Annotated in this window: 25 protein-coding genes; 12 read left to right on the top strand and 13 right to left on the bottom strand. The window is 65.8% G+C overall.

Annotation, left to right across the window (positions count from 1 at the left end; translation table 11 throughout):
* Positions 1–281 precede the first annotated feature (281 nt).
* Positions 282–1,790: an aldehyde dehydrogenase family protein gene (locus tag ACIBJI_RS42150; protein WP_397088794.1), complete on the bottom strand. Its 1,509-nt coding sequence runs from the start codon at positions 1,788–1,790 to the stop codon at positions 282–284.
* 134 nt (positions 1,791–1,924) lie between these two features.
* Here ACIBJI_RS42150 and ACIBJI_RS42145 point away from each other — a divergent pair, with 134 nt between their 5' ends.
* Positions 1,925–2,716 carry an SOS response-associated peptidase gene (locus tag ACIBJI_RS42145; RefSeq protein WP_397088792.1) on the top strand — a complete coding sequence of 264 codons (792 nt, stop codon included), beginning with the start codon at positions 1,925–1,927 and terminating at the stop codon, positions 2,714–2,716.
* A gap of 24 nt (positions 2,717–2,740) precedes the next feature.
* Here ACIBJI_RS42145 and ACIBJI_RS42140 read toward each other — a convergent pair whose 3' ends face one another.
* Positions 2,741–3,100 (bottom strand): hypothetical protein, encoded by a 360-nt coding sequence (locus ACIBJI_RS42140; RefSeq protein WP_397088790.1) that lies wholly within the window; start codon positions 3,098–3,100, stop codon positions 2,741–2,743.
* Positions 3,101–3,173: 73 nt separating this feature from the next.
* The gene (ybaK, locus tag ACIBJI_RS42135) at positions 3,174–3,668 is read right to left on the bottom strand and encodes a Cys-tRNA(Pro) deacylase (protein WP_364343922.1); all 495 of its coding nucleotides are present in this window, start codon (positions 3,666–3,668) and stop codon (positions 3,174–3,176) included.
* Between the two features lie 274 nt (positions 3,669–3,942).
* Between ybaK and ACIBJI_RS42130 the strand changes: the two genes are divergently transcribed.
* Together ACIBJI_RS42130 and rsrA are read left to right on the top strand one after the other, a co-directional pair.
* Positions 3,943–4,632: a sigma-70 family RNA polymerase sigma factor gene (locus tag ACIBJI_RS42130; protein WP_397088796.1), complete on the top strand. Its 690-nt coding sequence runs from the start codon at positions 3,943–3,945 to the stop codon at positions 4,630–4,632.
* A gap of 20 nt (positions 4,633–4,652) precedes the next feature.
* Positions 4,653–4,913: a mycothiol system anti-sigma-R factor gene (gene rsrA / locus ACIBJI_RS42125; protein WP_364344559.1), complete on the top strand. Its 261-nt coding sequence runs from the start codon at positions 4,653–4,655 to the stop codon at positions 4,911–4,913.
* A 72-nt stretch (positions 4,914–4,985) separates the two neighbouring features.
* Here rsrA and ACIBJI_RS42120 read toward each other — a convergent pair whose 3' ends face one another.
* The gene (locus ACIBJI_RS42120; RefSeq protein ID WP_095887907.1) at positions 4,986–5,060 is read right to left on the bottom strand and encodes a 50S ribosomal protein bL37; all 75 of its coding nucleotides are present in this window, start codon (positions 5,058–5,060) and stop codon (positions 4,986–4,988) included.
* A 90-nt stretch (positions 5,061–5,150) separates the two neighbouring features.
* On the opposite strand from ACIBJI_RS42120, the gene ACIBJI_RS42115 reads away from it, so the two are divergent.
* The gene (locus ACIBJI_RS42115; RefSeq protein WP_364343919.1) at positions 5,151–5,366 is read left to right on the top strand and encodes a biotin/lipoyl-binding carrier protein; all 216 of its coding nucleotides are present in this window, start codon (positions 5,151–5,153) and stop codon (positions 5,364–5,366) included.
* A 23-nt stretch (positions 5,367–5,389) separates the two neighbouring features.
* Complete coding sequence (locus tag ACIBJI_RS42110) at positions 5,390–6,904, top strand: histidine kinase N-terminal domain-containing protein (RefSeq protein ID WP_364343915.1); 1,515 nt, start codon at positions 5,390–5,392, stop codon at positions 6,902–6,904.
* Between the two features lie 269 nt (positions 6,905–7,173).
* Here the strand turns inward: ACIBJI_RS42110 and ACIBJI_RS42105 are convergent, their stop codons facing one another.
* Positions 7,174–7,428: a WhiB family transcriptional regulator gene (locus ACIBJI_RS42105; protein ID WP_011211115.1), complete on the bottom strand. Its 255-nt coding sequence runs from the start codon at positions 7,426–7,428 to the stop codon at positions 7,174–7,176.
* A 250-nt stretch (positions 7,429–7,678) separates the two neighbouring features.
* Complete coding sequence (locus ACIBJI_RS42100; protein WP_364343912.1) at positions 7,679–8,623, bottom strand: diacylglycerol kinase family protein; 945 nt, start codon at positions 8,621–8,623, stop codon at positions 7,679–7,681.
* A gap of 67 nt (positions 8,624–8,690) precedes the next feature.
* Here ACIBJI_RS42100 and ACIBJI_RS42095 point away from each other — a divergent pair, with 67 nt between their 5' ends.
* On the top strand, positions 8,691–9,122 hold the full coding sequence (locus ACIBJI_RS42095) for a hypothetical protein (protein WP_364343909.1): 432 nt from the start codon (positions 8,691–8,693) through the stop codon (positions 9,120–9,122).
* A 7-nt stretch (positions 9,123–9,129) separates the two neighbouring features.
* Here the strand turns inward: ACIBJI_RS42095 and ACIBJI_RS42090 are convergent, their stop codons facing one another.
* The 5 genes from ACIBJI_RS42090 to ACIBJI_RS42070 form a co-directional block, all read right to left on the bottom strand.
* Positions 9,130–9,762 carry an endonuclease V gene (locus ACIBJI_RS42090; protein WP_397088788.1) on the bottom strand — a complete coding sequence of 211 codons (633 nt, stop codon included), beginning with the start codon at positions 9,760–9,762 and terminating at the stop codon, positions 9,130–9,132.
* Positions 9,763–9,814: 52 nt separating this feature from the next.
* Positions 9,815–10,306: a GNAT family N-acetyltransferase gene (locus ACIBJI_RS42085; protein WP_364343903.1), complete on the bottom strand. Its 492-nt coding sequence runs from the start codon at positions 10,304–10,306 to the stop codon at positions 9,815–9,817.
* The gene (locus ACIBJI_RS42080; RefSeq protein WP_364343900.1) at positions 10,303–10,914 is read right to left on the bottom strand and encodes an acid phosphatase; all 612 of its coding nucleotides are present in this window, start codon (positions 10,912–10,914) and stop codon (positions 10,303–10,305) included. The genes ACIBJI_RS42085 and ACIBJI_RS42080 overlap by 4 nt, the downstream gene beginning before the upstream one ends.
* A 49-nt stretch (positions 10,915–10,963) precedes the next feature.
* Positions 10,964–12,199, bottom strand: a complete 1,236-nt coding sequence (locus ACIBJI_RS42075) for a hypothetical protein (protein WP_364343897.1) — start codon at positions 12,197–12,199, stop codon at positions 10,964–10,966.
* Positions 12,200–12,520: 321 nt separating this feature from the next.
* Positions 12,521–14,281, bottom strand: a complete 1,761-nt coding sequence (locus tag ACIBJI_RS42070) for a DEAD/DEAH box helicase (RefSeq protein WP_364344556.1) — start codon at positions 14,279–14,281, stop codon at positions 12,521–12,523.
* A 368-nt stretch (positions 14,282–14,649) separates the two neighbouring features.
* Here ACIBJI_RS42070 and ACIBJI_RS42065 point away from each other — a divergent pair, with 368 nt between their 5' ends.
* The 3 genes from ACIBJI_RS42065 (at position 14,650) to ACIBJI_RS42055 (ending at position 17,482) form a co-directional block, all read left to right on the top strand.
* Positions 14,650–15,507 carry a hypothetical protein gene (locus ACIBJI_RS42065; RefSeq protein WP_364343894.1) on the top strand — a complete coding sequence of 286 codons (858 nt, stop codon included), beginning with the start codon at positions 14,650–14,652 and terminating at the stop codon, positions 15,505–15,507.
* A 70-nt stretch (positions 15,508–15,577) separates the two neighbouring features.
* Positions 15,578–16,633 carry an alpha/beta fold hydrolase gene (locus ACIBJI_RS42060; RefSeq protein ID WP_396960521.1) on the top strand — a complete coding sequence of 352 codons (1,056 nt, stop codon included), beginning with the start codon at positions 15,578–15,580 and terminating at the stop codon, positions 16,631–16,633.
* 156 nt (positions 16,634–16,789) lie between these two features.
* Entirely contained in the window at positions 16,790–17,482 is a 693-nt protein-coding gene (locus ACIBJI_RS42055) for a ferritin-like fold-containing protein (RefSeq protein ID WP_396960519.1), read from the top strand.
* Here the strand turns inward: ACIBJI_RS42055 and ACIBJI_RS42050 are convergent, their stop codons facing one another.
* A complete protein-coding gene (locus tag ACIBJI_RS42050) occupies positions 17,483–18,313 on the bottom strand; it encodes a helix-turn-helix transcriptional regulator (RefSeq protein WP_364343885.1) in 831 nt (276 codons plus the stop codon).
* A gap of 102 nt (positions 18,314–18,415) precedes the next feature.
* Here ACIBJI_RS42050 and ACIBJI_RS42045 point away from each other — a divergent pair, with 102 nt between their 5' ends.
* Positions 18,416–18,961: a YceI family protein gene (locus tag ACIBJI_RS42045; RefSeq protein WP_364343882.1), complete on the top strand. Its 546-nt coding sequence runs from the start codon at positions 18,416–18,418 to the stop codon at positions 18,959–18,961.
* A 265-nt stretch (positions 18,962–19,226) separates the two neighbouring features.
* Positions 19,227–19,454: a DUF3107 domain-containing protein gene (locus ACIBJI_RS42040; RefSeq protein WP_364343879.1), complete on the top strand. Its 228-nt coding sequence runs from the start codon at positions 19,227–19,229 to the stop codon at positions 19,452–19,454.
* A 74-nt stretch (positions 19,455–19,528) separates the two neighbouring features.
* Here ACIBJI_RS42040 and ACIBJI_RS42035 read toward each other — a convergent pair whose 3' ends face one another.
* On the bottom strand, positions 19,529–20,194 hold the full coding sequence (locus tag ACIBJI_RS42035; RefSeq protein ID WP_364343876.1) for a TetR/AcrR family transcriptional regulator: 666 nt from the start codon (positions 20,192–20,194) through the stop codon (positions 19,529–19,531).
* 285 nt (positions 20,195–20,479) lie between these two features.
* On the opposite strand from ACIBJI_RS42035, the gene ACIBJI_RS42030 reads away from it, so the two are divergent.
* Positions 20,480–21,604: a DUF3152 domain-containing protein gene (locus ACIBJI_RS42030; RefSeq protein WP_396960516.1), complete on the top strand. Its 1,125-nt coding sequence runs from the start codon at positions 20,480–20,482 to the stop codon at positions 21,602–21,604.
* The last annotated feature ends 129 nt before the right edge of the window (positions 21,605–21,733 follow it).

Below are 21,733 nucleotides of genomic sequence, written 5' to 3'. Positions count from 1 at the left end.
GTCCGAGCCGTCGAGACTCGCGACTTCGTCGCATGCGCTTCGACGGCTCGGACGCGAGACGGGCCGCGAACGGTCGCTCGTAAGACTCGCTCCGTTGGGGTCGCCGACGGCGGGACGTTCGCCACTTGATGCACGCGTGCCCGAAGAACACGACTCGCGACTGCGGTGCAGGTGCTTCGACGGCTCGGACGCGAGTCGGGCCGCGAACTCCTCGCTCGTAAGACTCGCTCCGTTGTGGTCGAAGGGCTCGCCTCGAAAGGCGAGCCCGGCGGGTGTGGCGGCTACTTGTGGCGGCCGTGCAGGATCGGGACCAGGCGGCGCAGCAGCTTCATGGTGGTCTGGGTCCGTGAGTAGCTGAGCAGTGCCATGCCGGGAATCGCGAAGCGCTGCACCGCGATCGAATGCGGCCGGGAGAATTCGCGCAGGCCGGGCTCGCCGTGGATGCGCCCGATTCCGGAATCGCCGACACCGCCGAAGGGCAGACCCGCGATGGCGGCGAAACCGAGCACCGAGTTCACCGAGGTCGCGCCGACGCGCAGCCGTCGGGCGATCTCCAGGCCGTTCTTCTTCGAGTAGACCGCCGAGGCCAGGCCGTACTTGGACTTGTTCGCCAACTCGACGGCCTCATCGACGCCGTCCACCGTCCGGATGGTGACGGTCGGGCCGAAGGTCTCCTCGGCCACGGCCTCGGAGTTCTCGTCAACATCGACCAGCACGACCGGCTCGATGAACGGACCCTTGACCGAGTCCGGCCCGCCGAGCACCGCGGTGCCGCCGTTCTTCAGCGCGTCATCGATATGGCGGCGCACGATATCGATCTGGCTGGGCATGGTCATCGGACCGTAGGCCGCATCGGTGCCCGAGCCCGGCTTGACGTCGGTCAGGATGCGTTTGACCTCGGCGACGAAGTCGTCGCGCACCGCGCGGTCCACATAGACCCGCTCCACACCGGCGCAGGTCTGGCCGCTATTCGCGGTGGCGCCCCAGGCGACCGCATCGGCAGCGGCCTTGATATCGGCATCGCCCGCGACGATCACCGCGTCCTTGCCGCCGCATTCCAGCAGTACCGGGGTCAGTGATTCGGCGGCCGCGGCCATGATCTTCTTGCCGGTCGCGGTGGAGCCGGTGAACGCGATCTTGTCCACACCGGCCTGCACCAGTGCGGCGCCGGTCGCGCCGTAGCCATTGACAGTCTCGAAGATGCCTTCGGGCAGCTCCGGATTGGCTTTCTTGAACGCATCGGAGAGGAAATTGCCGATGCCGGTGGAGAATTCGCTCGGCTTGAAGACCACGGTATTGCCCGCGGCCAGGGCGTAGGCGATGGAGCCGTTCGGGGTGTAGACCGGATAGTTCCACGGGCCGATTACGCCGATGACACCGAGCGGACGCTGCTCCACACGCGCGGAGAAGTTCGCCATGAACGCGCCGGGGGCGATCTTCTTCGGCGAGAGCACCTTCTTGGCATTCTTGGCTGCCCAGGCGATGTGCTCGAGCGCGAGCATCAACTCCAGGAACGCATCGTCGAGTGGTTTGCCGTTCTCCTTGTGGATGAGCGCGGTGAACTCCTCGGAGTCCGCGACCAACTGGCTCGACCAGCGCAGCAGATGTTTGCGCCGTTCGTCGAAGCTGAGTCCGCCCCAGGTCGCGGCGGCGGTGCGGGCCTTGGCGACGGCGGCGCGAACCGCGTCGGCATCGGCGATGGTATGGGTGGCAATGACCTCTCCGGTGGCCGGATCGACCGAATTCAACGCCGTCTCCGGTGTCGTTGGGGTGGTCTCGATGGTTGTCACGGTGGGTCTCTCCCTCTTGCCGAGATAAGTTAACGGCCATTCATCTGAGATGATGCTATGTCAGAACTCTCACCAGGTCACCCCTACCGTCAATTCTTCCCGAGTCTGTCGGCGCCGCGTGCAAGTATCGAGATATGTGCGGCAGATATGCGACAACTACCGATCCCGGTCGGCTCGCCGCCGAACTGGACGCCATCGACGAGACGCCGACCGGTAACAACGGCGGTTCCACCAACTACAACGTCGCACCGACCACCCAGGTGCTGACCGTGGTGGAGCGGCATGAGCACGACCACCCCGACGACGACCCGAAGTTGCGCATCCGGCGAATGCGCTGGGGCCTGATCCCGGTCTGGACCAAGGCCGCCGAACCGGGCGTACCGGTCAAGGGCAAACCGTTGTTCAATGCCCGCGCCGATAAGGCGACGACCACGGCATCGTTTCGCGATGCGGTGAAGTATCGCCGCTGCCTGGTACCGATGGACGGCTGGTACGAGTGGTTGGTCGAACCGGATGCCGGGGCCAAGGGCAAGGTCGCCAAACATCCGTACTTCATGTCGAATGCCGATGGCGCGCGCCTGTATATGGCCGGATTGTGGTCGGTATGGCGGGACCGTTCGCAGCGGGAGAGCGAACCGCTGCTGTCATGCACCATCCTGACCACCGACGCCGTCGGCGAGCTGGCCCGCATCCACGACCGGATGCCGCTGCCCATGCCGCGGCAGCATTGGGCGGCCTGGTTGGATCCGGATCATCCGGCACCGGCCACACTGCTCGAGACGCCGAGCGCGGAATCGGTGGCGGACATTGTGGCGCGTCCGGTTTCGTCGCTGGTAAACAGCGTGCGCAATAACGGTCCGGAACTGTTGGCGCCGTTGGACTCTCGCGGTGGTACGGAAAAGGCCGGGCAGATCAGCTTGCTGTGATCGCCCGGCCCGCCGTTCATCCACTCAGAGCTGACACTTCACGCTATCGGTCACGATATTCAGCGCGCACTTGACGATACCGCCGCCCAGGTCGATGACCTTGCGGGCCACGCCGCCGCCCAGGTCGATGACCTTGCCGGCGACGCCGCCGCCCAACTTCTCGGCCTTGTCGGCCTTCTCATTCTTCGTCGGGGGGTTGTTCTTCTTCGGCCCGTCGTCAACGACATGCTCATCGAACGGGAAGTCGTTGACGTCGATCACCAGAGGGCTGCCGGGTGCGGCGGTGGCCGCAGGCGCTAGCATCGCGACCGGGCCGGTGGTGAGCAGGAGAACTCCGAACAGAGCGACGATCATGGTGCTGCACAATCGCTGGCGCGCGGACATTTCGCATCACATCCTCGAGTCGGACGATCTGGGCCTGTTCAGTAACGCACAAATGTTGCTGACTGGTGCGGATTTATACGGATGTGACTGGTGAGGTTACCGCGCCGGTGAGCCGGATCAAGTCCGCAGGTGCCAGTTCGATCTCCAGACCGCGCCGTCCCGCGCTGCAAAGCATGCGGTCCCAGGCCAATGCCGAGGCATCGACCACGGTGGGCAGCAGCTTGCGCTGGCCGAGCGGGGAGATGCCGCCGAGAACGTAACCGGTGGTTCGCTCGACCTTCGTCTTATCCGCCATGGCGGCCTTGGGCGCACCGAGTGCCGCGGCGGCCGCCTTGAGCGACAAGGTATTCGGCACCGGCAGCACCGCGACCGCGAGCGCACCGGTCGACAATTCGATCACCAGCGTCTTGAAGATCTGCGCCGCCGTCACCCCGACCTCGGCGGCGAGTGCGTCGACCGCCTCGGTGCCATAGGAATCGGCGCGCGGATCGTGCTTGTACGCATGCACGCGATGGACCACACCGGCCTTGGTCAGGGTGCGGATCGCCGGGGTCGAGGCTGCTGCCATGCCGGTCACCCTAATGGCGGTCGGCAAGGGGATTTCGGGTCGGGGAGTTCGCTATGGGAACACAGTTGGGCGCGGACATGTTGCATGCGATACGAAAGCCGTACGGCGGCTGTAGGACGTGAAGGAGAGGTCGGTGCCCGTTCTGCTCGACGAACGCCCCGTGACGTCGCTGGTGCTCGATCTGCGACACTCTCGGCGCCCTCCGTGGTTACGCTCCGCTACCGCCTCCGGGCGTGTCGAGAGCGCCGCGGGGGACGCTCAGTTCTCACTCGATCTGCCCGCGCCTGTAGATTTGGCAGGTACGGCGATCGAAGGGATTGGTGTGACGAGCGACGATGACGTGGTGACCGACGGTGCGGTCGGCGCCGCGGTCGAGGATACCGAGCTGGTGCGGCGGTTCGAGCGCGATGCGCTCCCGTTGCTAGACCAGCTCTACGGTGCCGCGCTGCGCATGACCCGTAATCCGGCCGATGCCGAGGATTTGGTGCAGGAGACCTACGTCAAGGCGTTCCAGGGCTTCAAATCCTTCAAGGAGGGCACCAATCTGCGTGCCTGGCTCTACCGCATCCTGACCAACACCTACATCAACTCCTACCGCAAGAAGCAGCGTCAGCCCGCACAGTATCCGACCGACGAGATCACCGACTGGCAGCTTGCCGCCACCGCCGAGCACACCTCGACCGGACTGCGTTCGGCCGAGGTCGAGGCGCTGGACGCACTGCCCGACGACGACATCAAGGCCGCACTGCAGGAGCTGCCGGAGGAATTCCGGATGGCGGTGTACTACGCGGATGTCGAGGGTTTCCCGTATAAGGAAATCGCCGACATCATGGGCACCCCCATCGGTACGGTGATGTCCCGGCTGCATCGCGGTCGCAAGCAGCTCAAAGGATTGCTCGCCGATGTGGCGCGCGAACGTGGATTCAACCGCAACGGCGCGGAACGCCAGGAGGTCAAGCAGTGAGTACGGAGCGTGACCCCGATATGGAGTTGGACTGCACGGCTGTGCTCGCCGACGTCTGGCTCATGCTCGACGGTGAATGTGACGATGCCACCCGGGCCCGGCTACAGCACCACATGGATCACTGCTCGCCGTGCATCGAGGCCTACGGCATCGAGGAGAAGATCAAGGGCCTGCTGAGCCGCAAATGCGGCGGCGATCGGGCACCGGATTCGCTGCGTGATCGGCTGACCCTGGAGATCCGCCGATCCGTCACGGTCACCCGGGTCGAGACCACCGAGTAGTGCCGAAGACAGAAAAAACACCGAGTGCCTTACGAACGATCTTGGCCCTCGGTGTTTTTCGTCTGTTACGGCTCAGGCGTTAGGACGCTTGCCGTGGTTGGCCGCGCTTCCCTTGCGGCTGCGCTTCTTACGACCACGCTTACCCATAGGTAGTCTCCCTTCTGATCGAAGGTCATTGTTTCATGTGTGGTTGGCTGTAGTTTCAGCGGATACGGGCGAACGAGTGGATGGGGTGTCATGGCGGAGGAAGTGCTCTCGGAGCTGGTGTCGGTCGTGCAGCAAGTTGTCGTTGCCGAGGGTGATGAGGTGCACGAGGGTGACACCCTGGTGATCCTCGAGTCGATGAAGATGGAGATCCCGGTGCTCGCCGAAAGCAGTGGCACAGTGACCTCGATCGGCGTCGAAGAGGGCGATGCGATCAAGGCCGGGCACCTGATCGCCGTCATCTCTTAACTTCTGAAGCGGGTAGATCGAATATGGCGACACTGAGTGAGCTGCTGGCCGAACACACCGACCTACCCGGCGTCGCCGTGGACCATCTGCAGCGGGTGGTCGGCGATTGGCAGTTGCTGGCCGATCTGTCCTTCGCGGATCTGCTGCTGTGGGTCGGTGCGGGACCGATCGTCGACGGCGCCGATATCGTCTGCGTCGCACAGTGTCGCCCGACGACCGCGCCCACCGTCCATCCAGAGGATCGGGTCGGCGGAACCGCCTTGCACGCTGATCATCCGCAGGTCTTCGACGCGCTGATGACCGGCAAGATCGTGCGCGCGGACAGCGATATCGAGGCCGAGGGCGTCTACCATCCGCCTCCGGTGCACGCCATCCGCGAGGCCATTCCGGTGCGCTGCGGCGACGATGTCATCGCGGTGCTCAGCCGCGATACCGATCTGCAGCGTTCCCGGGTGCGCAGCACGCTGGAGATCGCCTATGTCGCCTGCGCCGACGATCTGTGCCAGATGATCGCTGACGGCACCTTTCCGACCACCGAGGACCGCGCCGCGACGCATTCCAGTCCGCGCGCGGGCGACGGCTTCATCCGGCTCGATACCGAGGGCATCGTCGTCTACGCCAGCCCGAACGCACTGTCGGCTTATCACCGGATGGGGCTGCAGTCGGATCTGGCCGGTCAGGATCTGGCCGTCACCACCCGCTCGCTGATCACCGATCCGTTCGACGCCCAGGAGGTCGTCGGCGATATCCAGGCCGCCCTGGCGGGCCGGACCGGGCGCCGCATGGAGGTCGAGGCGCGCGGCGCCACCGTGCTGCTGCGCACCCTGGTGCTTCGCCCGCACGGCGAATTGGCCGGTGCCGCGGTGCTGGTCCGCGATGTCACCGAGGTCAAGCGCCGCGACCGCGCACTGCTCAGCAAGGATGCGACCATCCGGGAGATCCACCACCGGGTGAAGAACAATCTGCAGACCGTGGCCGCGCTGCTGCGACTGCAGGCGCGCCGCACCGAGAACGAGGAGGCGCAGGTCGCGCTCACCGAATCGGTGCGCCGGGTCACCTCGATCGCCTCGGTGCACGAAATGCTGTCCATGTCGGTGGACGAAGAGGTCGATCTCGACGAGGTGGTGGACCGGCTGCTGCCGATCATGGCCGATGTCGCGACCGTGCACACCGCGAGAATCAAAGTGCGCCGGGCGGGTTCGCTGGGCGTGTTCTCCGCCGAACGCGCCACCCCGCTGGTGATGGTGCTCACCGAACTGGTGCAGAACGCCATCGAGCACGCCTTCGATTCAGGCGAAAACGGCACGGTGACAATCCGTTCCGAGCGTTCGGCGCGCTGGCTGGACGTGATCATCAGTGATGACGGCCGCGGGCTGCCGCCGGGTTTCAGCCTGGAATCCTCCGACCGCCTCGGCCTGCAGATCGTGCGCACACTGGTCACCGCCGAACTCGGCGGTTCCATCGGTTTACATCCAGGTGCCGATATCGGCACTGACGCGGTGCTGCGCGTCCCGTTGGGCCGCCGCTCAGGGCGCTGAGTTGAACTCGCCTGGTAGGCAATAAGTCTCAGCTTCCACACACATCTGACCACAACGGAGCAAGTCTTACGAGCGACTGTTCGCGGCCGTTCTGGCGGCCGAGTCGTCGAAGCGCATGCGCCGCAGGCGCGAGACACTAGGGGGCCGCGAACACGCAGCGCCGCAGGCGCTGCAATCAGACACAGGCACAAAATAGCCCGGCACCTGGGTGCCGGGCTTGACTGCGTTACCGGGCCGGGCTGATAGGTCCGGTAACGCTGGTCGTCCTACTAGACGACGGTGCGGGTACGTGTGCGGGCGTTGCGACGTTTGAGCGCCCGACGCTCGTCCTCGCTCATACCGCCCCACACGCCGGCATCCTGCCCGGACTTCAGGGCCCAGGACAGGCAGTCGGCGGTAACGGGGCAGCGAGCGCAGACCAGCTTGGCATCGGCAATCTGCGCGAGCGCCGGACCACTGTTACCCACCGGGAAGAACAGCTCGGGGTCCTCATCGCGACAGATGGCCTTGTGGCGCCAGTCCATTCCTCTGCTCCTTTGCTGGGCGCCGCGAAGGGCGCCTACGGTTTGTGGATCGTTCACTTGTGCGACTCGAATGTTTCCGCACGGTTGCTTGTGAATGCTTTCACGAACACCGTAGATGTCAATAGGTATCTGGTGCACCGTGGGGAAGCTCACGCTCTCAAGGAACCCCTGGGGGAACCTGCCCGGTCCTTTGTACTCGCTCTACCCGGTTTTCGCAGCACAACACCGGGTTTTTTCGCGCGTTTCGTGCTCATTTCGAGCGTGGAGCGACGACCTCGAGCACGTCCGGCACAGCTGTGAAATCCACCATGTTGCGTTTTCCGATGAAGTCGCCATCGATTTGCAGCCCGATGGGCTCGCTCGCCTCGATACGCACGGATGGCACATCGTCCTCGCGAAATAGGTTGCGGGACTTGGGATTTCCATGGGCTGCGAGAAGCTGCCTGGCGAGCAGTAGCGTGGAGACCACCGACATCGACCGCACGGCAAACACGCCGAGACCGGTTTCGAAGGCCGTTCCCGGGTTGGTGTGCACCGGGGTGGCGTTCAGGTAGGTCCACGGGCTGGTGTTCGTTACGAAGGCGTAATGGACCTCACCGATAGGTTCGAAACCAGGGATCACGATCCGGACGCTCGGCTCCTTGCGCTTCGACTTGAAGAACTGTCGGACGGTTGTGCGAACGTAGCGACCGGGGGTGGCGGCATGGCCGTTGGCGCGGCTGTTGTCGATCGCCTCGCAGACATCCGCGTCCAGGCCGACGCCCGCGCTGAAGCCGAACCAGCGATCATCGGCGAGGCCGAGCCCGATCTTGCGGTCATGCTCGAGGGTGAGCAGATCGATGAGCTGGTTGGTCGCGGTCACCGGATCCGGGGAGATGCCGAGGGCGCGTGCGAACACATTCGCCGAGCCGCCCGGAATCACGCCGAGGCGCGGCAACCAGGCATGTCCGTCGTCGACCTGGGGTAGCGGCAGGTAGCCGTTGATGGTCTCGTTGACCGTCCCATCGCCGCCGTGCACCACGATCAGATCCATCTCGTTGGTTGCCGCCCACTGCGCCAATTCCGCCGCGTGGCCGCGGTGCTGGGTATGCGCGACGGTCAGCTGGGTCCGGCTCTCCAACGCGTGCGCCAGCAGGTCCCGCGTCGCCGGCGTAGTCGAGGTGGCATTCGGATTCACGATCAGCAACGTCCGCACCTTCGCCACCCTAATCGGCGCACGGCCCGGTCCGAAAAGCCGCCGAGTGCGTTCTAGGCTTGGCCCCGTGGCGGACAGCGGCAAAGACGAGGTTTCGGCGGGTGTGCCCGCGACGGTGCGCGGTGCGGGCGGATTGGTTGGGTTGGAGGGGGCGGTGGCCGTGGTCGTGGCGATCGTGCTGATCGTGCGCGGCCTGCTCGGACACGATCAGAGCGCCGCGAGCGGGTACGGCACGGCAGCGTGGTTCGGCATTCTCGGCGGGGCGGTGCTCGCGGCCGGGGTCGGACTTTTTCTCGGGCACCGATGGGGGCGGGCCATTGCTGTGATCGCCCAGGTGCTCCTGCTTCCCGTCACCTGGTCGCTGCTGACCGATTCGCATCAGCCGGTGCTCGGGGCGCTGCTCGGCATTGTCGTGGTGGGCGCACTGGTACTCCTGTTCGCGCCCGCGTCGAATCGCTGGATGGCCGAGGTTTACGGGATCGAACCGGAATCGAAGTAGCCGGGGTTCAGGCGGTGGCGGACCGCAGCGTCTGACGGCATAGGTGATCGGCCTGCCGGGTGGTTTCCGGCTGTCGGTAGCGCGGGGTGAGCGTGAGCACCTGGGCGCATGCGGTGTCCAGGTCGATGAGATGGCCGACCGAGACGAAGACGGGTTTGACGTCGCGTCGGGTGCGCAGCGCGCGCCCGACGACCTCGCCGTCCATGGTGATATCGCTGACCGCTCCGCGTTCTGGACCGGGTTCGCGGTAATCGCCCCACGGTGTCTTGGCCACGCCGATTGTCGGTGTCCCCGTGAGGATTCCGATGTGGCAGGCCAAGCCGAAGCGGCGCGGGTGTGCGAGTCCTTGTCCATCACAGATCAGCAGATCCGGTGTGGTAACGAGCTTTTTGAGGGCGGCGAGGGTTATCGGCAGTTCACGGAAGGACAGCAGGCCGGGCAAGTAGGGAAACGTGACCGGCCCATGCGCTACGGCGGTATCGACGGGATCCAGTGTGGCACTGTCCAATACGACGACGGCCGCAGCGGCGATCCCGGCTTCGTCGTCGTAGGCGGAGTCGAGTCCGGCGATGGTGCGGAATCGCGGCGGATGCGGATCGGCCGCAATCACCAATGGCCGCAAGGCATCCTGGATCGCCATGGCCTCCTCTGCGGTGGTCGGCCAATCCGTGGGTGCGGTAACCCTCACTCACTCACCAGGCTTCGGCGGCGAGCTTATCGATGGCCGCGCCGGTGAGCCGGTAGCCGACCCACTGGTCCTGCGGGTTGGCGCCGATGGATTTGTAGAACTCGATGGCTGGCGCATTCCAGGTCAGCACGGCCCAGTCGACCCGGCTGTAGCCATTGGCGACGGCCTCCTCGGCGAGGGCGGCGAGCAGTGCCTTGCCGTAACCCTTGCCGCGGGTTTCCGGTTTCACGTACAGGTCCTCCAGGTAGATGCCGTGTACGCCGGTCCAGGTGGAGTAGTTCAGGAACCAGATCGCACACCCGACCACACCGGTCTCGTCCTCGACGACATGCGCGAAAACCGCGGGCGACGGCCCGAACAGCGCGGTGTCCAGCTGCTCGGCGGTGAGCGTGCACTCCGCGCGGGACTTCTCGTACTCGGCGAGATCCTCGACCAGGCCAACCATGGCGGGTACATCGGCGGAGGTGGCGCGACGGATCTGGCCGGGGCGAGTCATAGTGCTGCTCCATGGTTTGCGGGAACTAGGTTGTGCGCCAGGATGGTTCGGTCATCATGTTCGTAACCGAGCACGGTGATCGCGGCGGTCGACATCGCGAAGCGCCGCCCCTCCCGGATATCGAGCTCGGCCCAGCGGGCGATCAGCGCCCGGGAAAAATGACCGTGACCGACCAGCACGATATCCCGGTCCGGCAGTGCCGGGCCCACCGATACCAGCACCCGATCGGCGCGTGCGCTGACCTGCGCGGCCGTCTCGCCACCGGGCACAACTCCGGTCCAGATGGTCCAGCCGGGATCGTGCTCGCGGATCTCGACGGAGGTTTTGCCCTCGTAATCGCCGTAATCCCATTCGGCCAGATCGGCATCGACAACCGTATCGGTGAGCCCAGCGAGCGCCGCCGTGTGGACAGCGCGTTGACGCGGACTGGTGAGCACCAGCGGGTCACGCAGCTTCAGCTCGTCGAGCAGGCCGCCCGCGGCGCGGGCCTGCTCCTCACCGCGCTCGGTGAGTGGCAGATCGGTGCGGCCGGTATGGCGCCGCTGGCTGGACCATGTGGTTTCGCCGTGCCGGAGCAGAACCAGTCGGGCGTCGTCGCGTGCGGACATGAGTTCCATCATGAAGTACGGGTCCGACACCGCCGGGGACGGGCGGGTGCTAGCCGAGCGCGAAGATCTCGGTGCCGCGCTTTTCCAGCACGGTGGTACCGAGGACGGCGAGCGAGATGGGGGACCCGTCGTAGCCGGGGCGGGCCACCGGAATGCGCGACACTTCGGTGCCCGAAGTTGGGTCGAGGACTGTGATGGCGCCGTCGACCGGCACGAGTAGTCGGCCCGCCATGAAGACGGGACTGCCGAGTGCGCTGGGAGCGGCCCAGATCGGATCGAAAGTGCCCGCGTTCAAGGCGATCAGGCTATTGCCGGTGAATACCAGGAACAGCGAACTGATTCGGGTGGTCGTCGTCTTATCGCTCAGCGGTGCGGAAAGTTGGTGCACCACAAGCGCATTCCCGGTGCCGTCGAAGACCTCCAGCCGCGGCGATATCGCTTCGGCGGTCGCGGTGGCAGGTGTACCGGGCAGGTACAACACGATTCGGTTGTCGGACACCGCGATTACGCGTCCGTCGGGGGAGTCCGAACCGGATCCGTTGAGCACATGCGAGCCGTACTCCTCGGGCACCGTATTGTCCTTCGGCGCCGGATTGAGCACGGTCAGCCGGTTGGTGGGATCTTCGGGGCAGCGTTCGAGCACCGCGAGCCGGGTGGAGCTCGAACTCGACGAGATCAGCTTGCAGCCCTTGCGCGGTTGAGTTTTCACGTTCACCGGTGCGTCGACGTAGCCGTATTCGAGGGTGCGCACCAGATCCGAGCGCCACATCTCCAGCCGCCGCGGCCCCTGGGCCAGTACATAGGTGCCGTCGACCGATAGCTGCACGGCGGGATCCATGTAGCTGCTGCGCGCGGTCCGGCGCGAACCGTCCTCACCGGCCAGCAGCGTGGCCTGGCTGCAGCCGCGCTGGTCCTTGTACACCGCGATCACGGTGCCGAACTGCGACTCGACGCCGCACAGGGGTAGGTCTCGCCGGTAGTGCCACACTTCCGTACCCGTGCGCGGATCGTGCCCGGTGACCGTGCCGTCCGCGCCCGTGACGACGGTGCCCGCAGCCACCAGCGCCCGGTTCGCCGCCGGGTCGGGCGCATGCCACAGCTCATGCAGACTCGTCGGAACCTGATCTGCCGCCGCCGGAGTGGAAACCGGATGTTCCGCCGTCACCGATTCGGTTCCCCTGGCATCGCTGCGCGCCCACACCACCACGGCCGCGATCACCACGACCACGGCGATCGCGACTGCGGAGATGATGTCGGCGCGCGTTCGCCGCTCGGGTGCGAGCACGTTTGCGAGAGTACAACGTATCGCTCGGCCGATGCGATCGGTCTCACCGTGGACACCCGCCGACCGATGACGGCTACCGGTGCGCTCAATGGTGCTTACCTGCCGATATTTCCGCGTTCCGCGCTCGCATGCGACAGTGCATCAGGAGAACGCGCGCGCATCCGCGCTGGGGCCGCTGAGACGCCTGCCCACGACAGACGTGCCTGCTTATCGACGACCCGTCGACGCTTACCTGCGACCGTGTATCGCAAGACGCGGCCGGGGCCTGCCGCTGAGACACCACAGGCGCGCCTGTCCATGACAGACGCGCCTGCGTATCGACTATGCCGAGGCGGTCACCGTTTCGGGAGCGGTGTCCGCCGCTGCTTCGCCAGCCGCTGCTTCGCCAGCGGGCTTGCGGCGACGGCGCCGACGGCGCGCGGGCTGTTCGGTGGTTTCGGCGTCATCGGTATCGCTGTCCGAGTCCGCTTCGGCGCTCACGTCCGCGTTGTCATTCGACTCGGTGCCGTTCTCCGTGCCGTTTTCGGTGGCACCGCTGGACTTGCGCCGACGGCGGCGGCGACGGGCGGGCTTATCCGCCGTCTCGTCGTCGGTCGCATCGTCGAGTGGGGCGGCGGCGTCATCGGTTTCGGTGTCGTCGGTTTCGGTGACGTTGGCTTCGCCGTCGAGCGGCTGTCCCGCGCGGGTACGGCGCCGATTGCGCTTGCGCGGCGTGCGGGCGGGGCGCTCGACTACCTCGGCGTCCTCCTCGCGGACCGGCTTCGGCTTGCGGATCGTGCCGGTGACGCCCTCCGGAATACCGAGGTCGGAGAACAGATGCGGCGAGCGCGAATACGTTTCGACCGGATCCGGGATGCCGAGGCCCAGGGCGGTGTTGATGGCGGCCCAGCGGTTCAGTTCGTCCCAGTCGATCAGCGTGACCGCGACACCGGTGCGTCCGGCCCGGCCGGTGCGCCCGATCCGGTGCACGTAGGTCTTCTCGTCCTCCGGGCACTGGTAGTTGACCACGTGGGTGACATCGTCGATATCGATGCCACGCGCCGCGACATCGGTCGCGACCAGCACATTGATGGCGCCCTTGCGGAACTTATTGAGCGCCTTCTCCCGAGCGATCTGCCCGAGGTCACCGTGCACGGCGCCGACGGCGAAGCCGCGGTCGGCCAGATCGTCGGCGACCTTCTGCGCGGTGCGCTTGGTCCGGGTGAAGATCATGGTCGCGCCGCGGGTCTCGGCCTGCAGCACCTTGGCGACGAGTTCGCTCTTGTCCAGTGCGTGCGCCCGATAGACGAACTGCGCGGTGCGATCGTGCACGGCCGAATCGTGCGGTTCTTCGGCTCGGATATGCGTCGGCCTGGTCAGGAAGGTGCGCGCCAGGGTGATGATCGGGCCCGGCATGGTGGCCGAGAAGAGCATGGTCTGACGCTGCGTCGGAACCATGCCGAGAATGCGTTCGATATCGGGCAGGAAGCCCAGATCCAGCATTTCGTCGGCCTCATCCAGGACGAGCACGCCGATCTTGCCGAGGATCAGATGGCCCTGATCGGCCAGATCCATGAGTCGGCCGGGGGTACCGACGACTACGTCGACGCCGGAGCGCAGCGCGGCGATCTGGGACTCGTACGGGCGGCCACCGTAGATCGAGAGCACGCGCAGCTGGCCCTGGTGGTTCTTCAGGTACTTGCTCGCGTTTTCCAGATCCTGGGTGACCTGAATGCAGAGTTCGCGCGTCGGCACGATGATCAGTGCCCGGGGTGTGCCGTCCAGCGGGGTCGTCCCGGTGTCGGCGGTGGCGATCCGGTGCAGCAGCGGCACACCGAATCCGAAGGTCTTACCCATCCCCGTGCGGGCCTGACCGATCAGATCTTCACCGGCCAGAGCCAGTGGCAGGGTCAGTTCCTGAATTGCGAAGGTACGTTCGATTCCGATCTCGCCGAGCGCTCGCACGATTTCATCGCGAACCCCCAATTCGGCGAATGTCGGAGCGGTGTGCGTTTCGTCCAGTTCGGCGGTCAGTAGCGTATCCGCCAGACCAGGTTCCTGTTCGACAGTGATCTTGCTCAGGTTCGTGCCTTTCCTCGTTATCGCGTCACACGCGCACGAGGTGTGGGGCGGACCGGCCGGCCCGCGACAACCACATATCCGCCTGTGATACTCACCTCGGCCACTGCCCTGATACCTGCGGCAACTCGTCGTTTTCGGCGGCTGACCTCAGCAGATATCGGCGCGGCGCAAGGGTGATGCGGATCTGGTGCGCGCACATATTCCCGGACTTCGAAAACCTCGTCGGCGACACTCGGGCGACCGTACGATCCGGCGACTCGACAGACGAAAATTTCCGTTGTCCGCAAAGATTGTAGCGTGATATTGTGCATGGCTCGAATTGCCGTCACGGTATTTCCGGTCGGAATGCGCGGTGTCTATGCGTTGACCATCGACGTACGCTGCGCCACATGGCAATTCATCTAGCGCGTCGAATCTGGCACACTCTCGAACCCATCCACGATGTCGTGTATTTCGGCTCGGATGTCAAGCAGGCCGGAGTCGTGCTCGGACTGCGCGGTTTCTGGCAGACCTACTTCGCGTTCCGGGCCGCGCCGCTCGGAGCGGTGGGCGCTGGCACCGTACTGGCGACCTTCGCCGGATTCCATCCCGACACGGTGGCCAAGGCGGTCCCGGACGCCTGGACCCGGACGACGCCGCAGGCCTGTCTGCAGGCCCGGCTCGCCTTCTCGGTCGGGTTGTTGCGCGGGGCCGGAGCCGGTGACGCCGATTGCGCTCGTGCCGTCGAATTGCTCGAACCGGTGGTGCGCACTGCCGATCCGACCGGCCGCCCGTTGTATGCGGCGAATGCGGAATTGCCGCTGTCCACCGATCCGGTGGCCGCACTGTGGCAGCTCACCACCACACTGCGCGAACATCGCGGCGATGGCCATGTGGCGGCCCTGGTTGCCCGCGGTCTGTCCGGATCGCAGGCGTTGGTGCTGCAGGTCGCGGCCGGTAAAGCGCCCGAATCGGTGATGCGGCCCGCGCGCGGCTGGTCGGAGCGGGAATGGTCCGATATCGCCGATGAGTTGCGTGCTCGGGGTTTGATCGCGGGGGAGCCGATCAGTCCGCAGCTGACCGGCTCCGGTGCCGAATTGCTCGGACGGGTCGAGGCAGATACCGACGAGGCGGCCTGGAACGGCGCATTGGCGGCGCTGTCGCAGGATGCCATCGCGGAGCTGACCTACTTGCTCGACCCGTTGGCGAAGCGCGTTCAGGAGAGCGTGGTGCCGCCGCTCAATCCGATCGGCATGACTCGGGGCTGAGCGATGCACGATCGCTCACAAATCAGAGTTGCCTGTTACCGCCGGTAACGGGATGTGAGACATTTTTGAGGTGAGTTTCACCGACACAGTCACCATCGCGGCGCGCAATGCGTGGGCGCTGACCTTCGGCCATGGCGTCGAGGCGCCGGACCCCGCCCCGTCGACGGTGCTGTGGGACGAACCGCATCGGCAGCTGCGCCGCTTCGAGGCTACCGGATCCGCCGCTGCCGCAACGGATTCGGCGGTGCTGCTGGTGCCGCCGCTGGCCGCGCCCGCCAGCTGCTTCGATCTGCGTCCGGATCAGAGCCTGGCCCGATTCCTGCTGGAGACGGGCCGGGCGCCCTACGTCGTCGACTACGGCGAAATCACCTTCGCCGACCGGCGGATGGGCTTCGAGACCTGGATCGATGACATTCTGCCCGAGGCGATCCTGCGCACCTGCGCCGATCGCGACGGCCGTCCGGTCGATCTTGTCGGCTGGTCCATCGGCGGCACCCTCGCCCTGCTGACCGCGGCCGCGCACCCCGAACTGCCGATCCGCTCTATTACCGCCGTCGGCTCGCCGCTGGACTACGACAAGATGACCGGCATTCCGCAGGTGCGCGCGGTCGCCAAGCTGACCGGCGGCATCGCCACCTCGACGGCGGTGCGCGCGGCGGGTGGCATTCCGGCCACGCTGACCCGGATCGCCTACAAGGTCACCGCATGGGATCGCGAACTCACCCGCCCCTGGTTCGTCGCGAGCAATATCGCGCGCACCGAAGCGCTGGCCAAGATGGAGTCCATCGACCGATTCATGTCCGAGATGCCCGGCTATCCCGGCCGCTTCTACGGCCAGCTGTGGGGCCGACTGATCCTGAACAACGACATCGGGCGAGGTGTCGTGCAGTTCGGCAAGCGTCGCATCGAGTTGGCTGACGTGACCGCGCCGGTGTTGCTGGTCGGCGGACCCGCCGATGTCATCACCCCCGCCGCCGCGGTGGCCGCCGGACAGCGCATCCTCACCGGCGCGCAGTCCGTTCGCTACGAAACCGCACCCGGTAGTCATCTCGGCATCCTCACCGCCGAAACCGCACGCGACACGACCTGGACCTATCTCGACAAGTTCCTGGCCGGATATCGGTAGAGCGTTGAGCTCGAGTGATTTCATCCGTACATGGGTAACTCGTCGGGTACGCCCAGAATTCGATCCCCCGAATCCGTCAGCCCGTAACACGACACGTTCGGCAATAACTGGTCGGCTGAATATCCGGGGAGGCGGGGGAGCACTACGCTGTGCGATATGGGAGCACAGTCACCAGCAGCGGTAGGGGTTTCGTTGTCCGGCTCGTCCATTTCCGCCAACGATACGGGCGTGATCGACCTGTTCGCGGTGCTCGCCTACGGTGAGATCTCGGCGTTCTACCGGCTGGCCGAGGAGGCCAAGCTGTCGCCGACGCTGCGCGGCAAGGTGGCCGTCGCGAAGATGGCCGCCGCCGAGATGCGTCACTTCGAAACCCTGGAATCCGCGCTGGCCGAACGCGGTGTGGATATCTTCGACGCGATGGCGCCGTTCGTGCGCGCCCTGGACGCCTACCACGACTCCACCGATCCCTCGACCTGGCTCGAATCGATGGTGAAGTTCTATGTGGGTGACGGAATCGCGGCCGACTTCTACACCGAGATCGCCGGCGCCCTGTCTCCCGAGGTCTCCGCCGTGGTCCGGGATGTGCTCGCCGAGACCAGCCACTCGGAATTCGTGGTGGAGGAGGTGCGCCGCGCCGTCGCGACCAGCCGCTCCGAGCGCGACCGGCTGACGCTGTGGGGTCGGCGGCTGCTCGGTGAGGCGATCACCCAGGCGCAGTACGTCATGGCCCAGCGCGACGAACTCACCGAGCTGGTGCTCGCCGCGACCGGTGACCTCAACGGCATCGCCGCGCTGTTCGAGCGCATGCAGGCCAGCCATGCCGAGCGCATGGCCGTCTTGGGAATCTGATTACTCGTTGACCGCGCGGACCAGCCGCAGGCCGGGTGATTGCGCCTGTGCCTGGTCGGTGAGCCAAACGACGACGCACTGATCCTTATCGGCGTTCATGGCTTCGAACGGGATATCGATATGGCCGTACTCCGGGTGGTCGAATCGCATCGTGCCCGAGGTCAAGTCGTCGATATGCTGTGGCTGCCAACGGCTTTCGAATTCCGGATAGGCGAGCAGCGCGTCGATCAGCTCGAGTAGGCGGTCCTCGCCCGGCCAGCGGATCGTCGCGCGCCGCAGTGCGGCCGAGAAAATATCGGCCACCTCGTCCCAGTTCCGGAGCACCTGCTTGGCGCGCGAATGCGCGAAGGTGAACCAGGCCAGATTCACGACCTCCGGATTGTCCAGTAGCCCGACGGGTTTCGCGATGTTCTCCCAGGCCGGATTCCAGCCGAGCACATTGAGCCGCCGCCCGATCACGAAGGCCGGGGTGGGATGCAGTGCGCGCAGGATGGTCTCGATCGCGGGCGTCGGATGCTCCACCACGGATTCGGTGGTGGGACAGCGGGACTCATTACTCGAGGTGACGGCGAGCCAGCCGAAGTGGTGGCGGTCCTTACCCTCGATCAGCAGCGCCTGCGCGAGCGCATCGATGACCGCCCCCGACGGATTGGTATCGCGCCCCTGCTCCAACCGGGCCAGATAGTCGGCGCTCACTCCGGCGCGCACCGCGACCTCTTCACGGCGCAATCCCGGGGTACGTCGGCGTCCGCCCTCGGGAAGTCCCACATCCGCCGGCCGCAATTGGGCGCGGCGCGCGATGAGGTATTCCGCGAACGGATTGGGTGCCATACGTTTCATCGTGCCCCGTCCTGGGATGGTTATCCGCGCCCTGACGGGTCCAGGATAACGGCGGTCTGGCTAGCGGACCACGGTCCGGTCATGGTCTATGGCATGACATCTTCCGCTGAATCCACTGCCACCACGCTCACCCCGGGTTCCTGGACCCTGGACTCGATGCACTCCCAGGTCGAATTCACCATCCGCCACCTCGGCATCTCCAAGGTCCGCGGCCGCTTCAACAAGTTCGAGACCGAATTCGTCGTCGACGACAAGGGCTTCGCAACGCTCGGCGCCACCATCTACCTCGACTCCTTCGACACCGGCAATGCCGATCGCGACAACCACGTCCGCACCGCCGACTTCCTCGATGTCGCCAACCGCCCCACTTTGAGCTTCCGCGCCGTCGAGCCGGTGCTGATCGCGGAATCGTTCGAGGTCGAGGGCGAGGCCACGCTCGGCGGGATCACCAAGCCGGTCACCCTCGATGTCGAGTGGGGCGGTGTCCAGGAATTCGCCGGGACCGGCGACCGGCACGCCGGTTTCTCCGCGACCGGAACCATCAAGCGCACCGACTTCGGCGTCGGCGGTCCGCTGCCCGGCATGCTCAGCGATGCCGTCAAGGTCGAACTGGAAATCCAGCTCATCGAGCCCAAGTAGGCATACCCGCGAGCGGGACGGCGTTCGCGACAGGCGAACGCCGGCCGCGCGGTCGCTCGACGGCGCTATCGGATCCCGGACGTGACTACTGATTTCCCAGGTACATGGGCAACTCGTGGGGTACGCCCAGTACTGGCGAGCTATCCGGTCGCCGGTCGCCGACGTGGGTTTCGTGGCTCTTAGTGGGGCGCAGAATACCCGGGGAGGCGGGGGAGCATTAGCCTTGATTCGACAGCACACAGGACTCTAGGTTCGGAGGTTGGCCGTGGAGGTCAAGATCGGTATTTCGGATAGCCCGCGCGAGCTCGTGATCAACAGCGGGCAGACCCCCGACGAGGTCGAGGCGCTGGTGTCCGGTGCGCTGAGCGGTGAGAACGGCGTCGTCGCACTCACCGACGAGAAGGGCCGCAAGTTCCTGATCCAGGCCTCGAAGGTCGCCTATGTCGAGATCGGCGCCGCCACCGGCGGTCGTGTCGGCTTCGCGGCGGTCTGAGCCGAACCGCGACCCAACAAACGAGAGCCCCCGCACTCGGGTGAGTGTGGGGGCTCTGCTGCCCGAATACTCGATCAGTTGATCGGATGCAGCGGCACGTGCGACAGACCGCCCCACGCCAGCGAAACAGTGGTGTCGACCGCCTCTTCCTTCGGAATCGGCCGATCCGCCTCCAGCCAGTACCGTGCGGTGAACTGGCTGGTACCGACCAGTCCGACCGCGAGGATCCTGGCCCGGTACGGGTCCAAACCGGAATCGTGGGCGACCAGATCGAACACCGCGTCCACACAGGCCTCGGTGGCCTGCTCGACCCGGCGCTGCACCTGCGGCTCGCTGATCAGATCGGATTCGAAAACCAGTCGGAAGCCCTGCATTTCGTTGTCGACGAAATCGAAGTAGGCCTGCACCGCGGCACGCACACGCTGCCGGTTGTCGGTGGTCGAGCGCAGCGCCTGGCGCACACTCGACACCAGCATGTCGACGTAGTTCTGCAGCACCGCCAAATAGAGTTCGAGCTTGCTGGCGAAGTGCTGATAGAGCACCGGCTTGCTCACTCCGGCGCACTGCGAGATCTCGTCCATGCCCGCGGCGTGGTAGCCGCGCTGAACGAACACCTCACTGGCGGCCGCGAGTAGCTGTTGACGACGCTCGTCGCGCGGAAGCCGGGTACCGCGCTTGGTTGGCGCGATGGCATCGGACGACATTCTGCGGGACGCCATCCGGTCCACGAGGTCAGTCATTTTTCGGCTCTCCCAGTCGATGCCCCGGCAAATTGGGGTGTACACCGGGTATCCCATGAACGATACCCGGTTGCACCGCGTCTGCCGATCGGGGCCGCAGTTGCGGTCCACTCGGTGAGATATATCGCAGCCAATCGGGAGCGCAGGCATACCCGGGTCGAGGGTATTGCGCCCTGTGAGACTCTGGTTGACGTGACCGACCGAGCGGAAAGACCCTCCGGCGGTGGGCGCAGCGCGCACCGCCGGGCTGGCTCCGCCGCGTCCGGTTCCGTAGTCTCGGGCTCTGTGGAAAGGCCAGGCCCCGAGGTGCGTACGGGGGCAGTCACCGGAAACGGTGCCGCTGCCCGGGATGGCGCCGAGGGTGAGATCGAATGGAGATCCGGTTCGCCACCGAGCACTGCGAACGGTGTCGAGATCTATGACCCCCTCGGCTTGAACGAATCACCCGTCGATCGTGCCTATCAACCGTTGCGGGCCCGCTGGGACCCCACCGCCCCCGACGAGAGTCGTTCCCGCGCATCGAGACCCGAGCGCGATACCAAGAAGCAGAGCGCACTCGGTCGTTTCATCCGCACCTACGGATGGCGTGCCTACGCACTTCCCGTACTTTTCGTGGTGACCGTGCTGGTGATCGTGGACGCGGTGCGCGGGGTCAGCGATCCGGCGAATCTGGCAGGCGGAGCACCGGGATTCGGACGATTGAGCCCACGTGCGGCATCCGCGGGCATCATCGGCGCACCGCCCGGCGACGGCCACTTCCCGACGACCTTGCCGACCGGCGCGCTGCCCGACGGCGGACCGTTCACCGAAACCGGTACAGGCACATGGCATGTGGTGCCCGGGACCACCGGGCAGGTGGGTACCGGATCGGAGTTCCAGTTCAAATACACCGTCGAAATCGAGAACGGCGTAGACACTTCCGGATTCGGCGGGGACGAGTCCGTGGCCAAGATGGTCGAAAGCACCCTTGGCAATCCCAAGAGTTGGGCGCACGACACCAAGTTCGCCTTCCGGCGCATCGACCAGGGGGAGCCGGACTTCCGCATTTCGCTCGCCTCCCGCGAATCCTCGCGCAAGGCATGCGGTTTCGATATTCCGATCGACTCCTCCTGCTTCAATGCCGATCTGCGCCGGGTGGTGCTTTCGGAGGTGCGCTGGGTGCGCGGCGCGCTGGCCTTCGAGGGCGATATCGGTTCCTATCGGCAGTACCTGGTCAACCATGAGGTCGGCCATGCCATCGGCTATCACCAGCATCAGCCGTGCGAGACCGACGGCGGGCTCGCGCCGGTGATGATGCAGCAGACCTTCGGCACCAAGAACAACGACATCGCGGCGCTCGATCCAGACGGTGTAGTCCCGATGGACGGTAAGCACTGCCGCTTCAATCCCTGGCCTTATCCGCGCGGTTGAGCTGTGTCTAATGGCCGCGCCTTCGGCGCGGCGTGTTCGCGGCCCCCTGGTGTGGGGGGGGGGGGGCCCCCCCCCCACCCCCCCCCCCCCCCCCCCCCCCCCGGCGCGGGGCCGCCCACCCGCGCCCCC

This window comes from Nocardia sp. NPDC050408 (assembly GCF_044458905.1).
GTDB lineage: Bacteria > Actinomycetota > Actinomycetes > Mycobacteriales > Mycobacteriaceae > Nocardia.
Note: the sequence above shows the minus strand (reverse complement) of the source record. Positions and strands in the feature narration are given on the sequence as shown.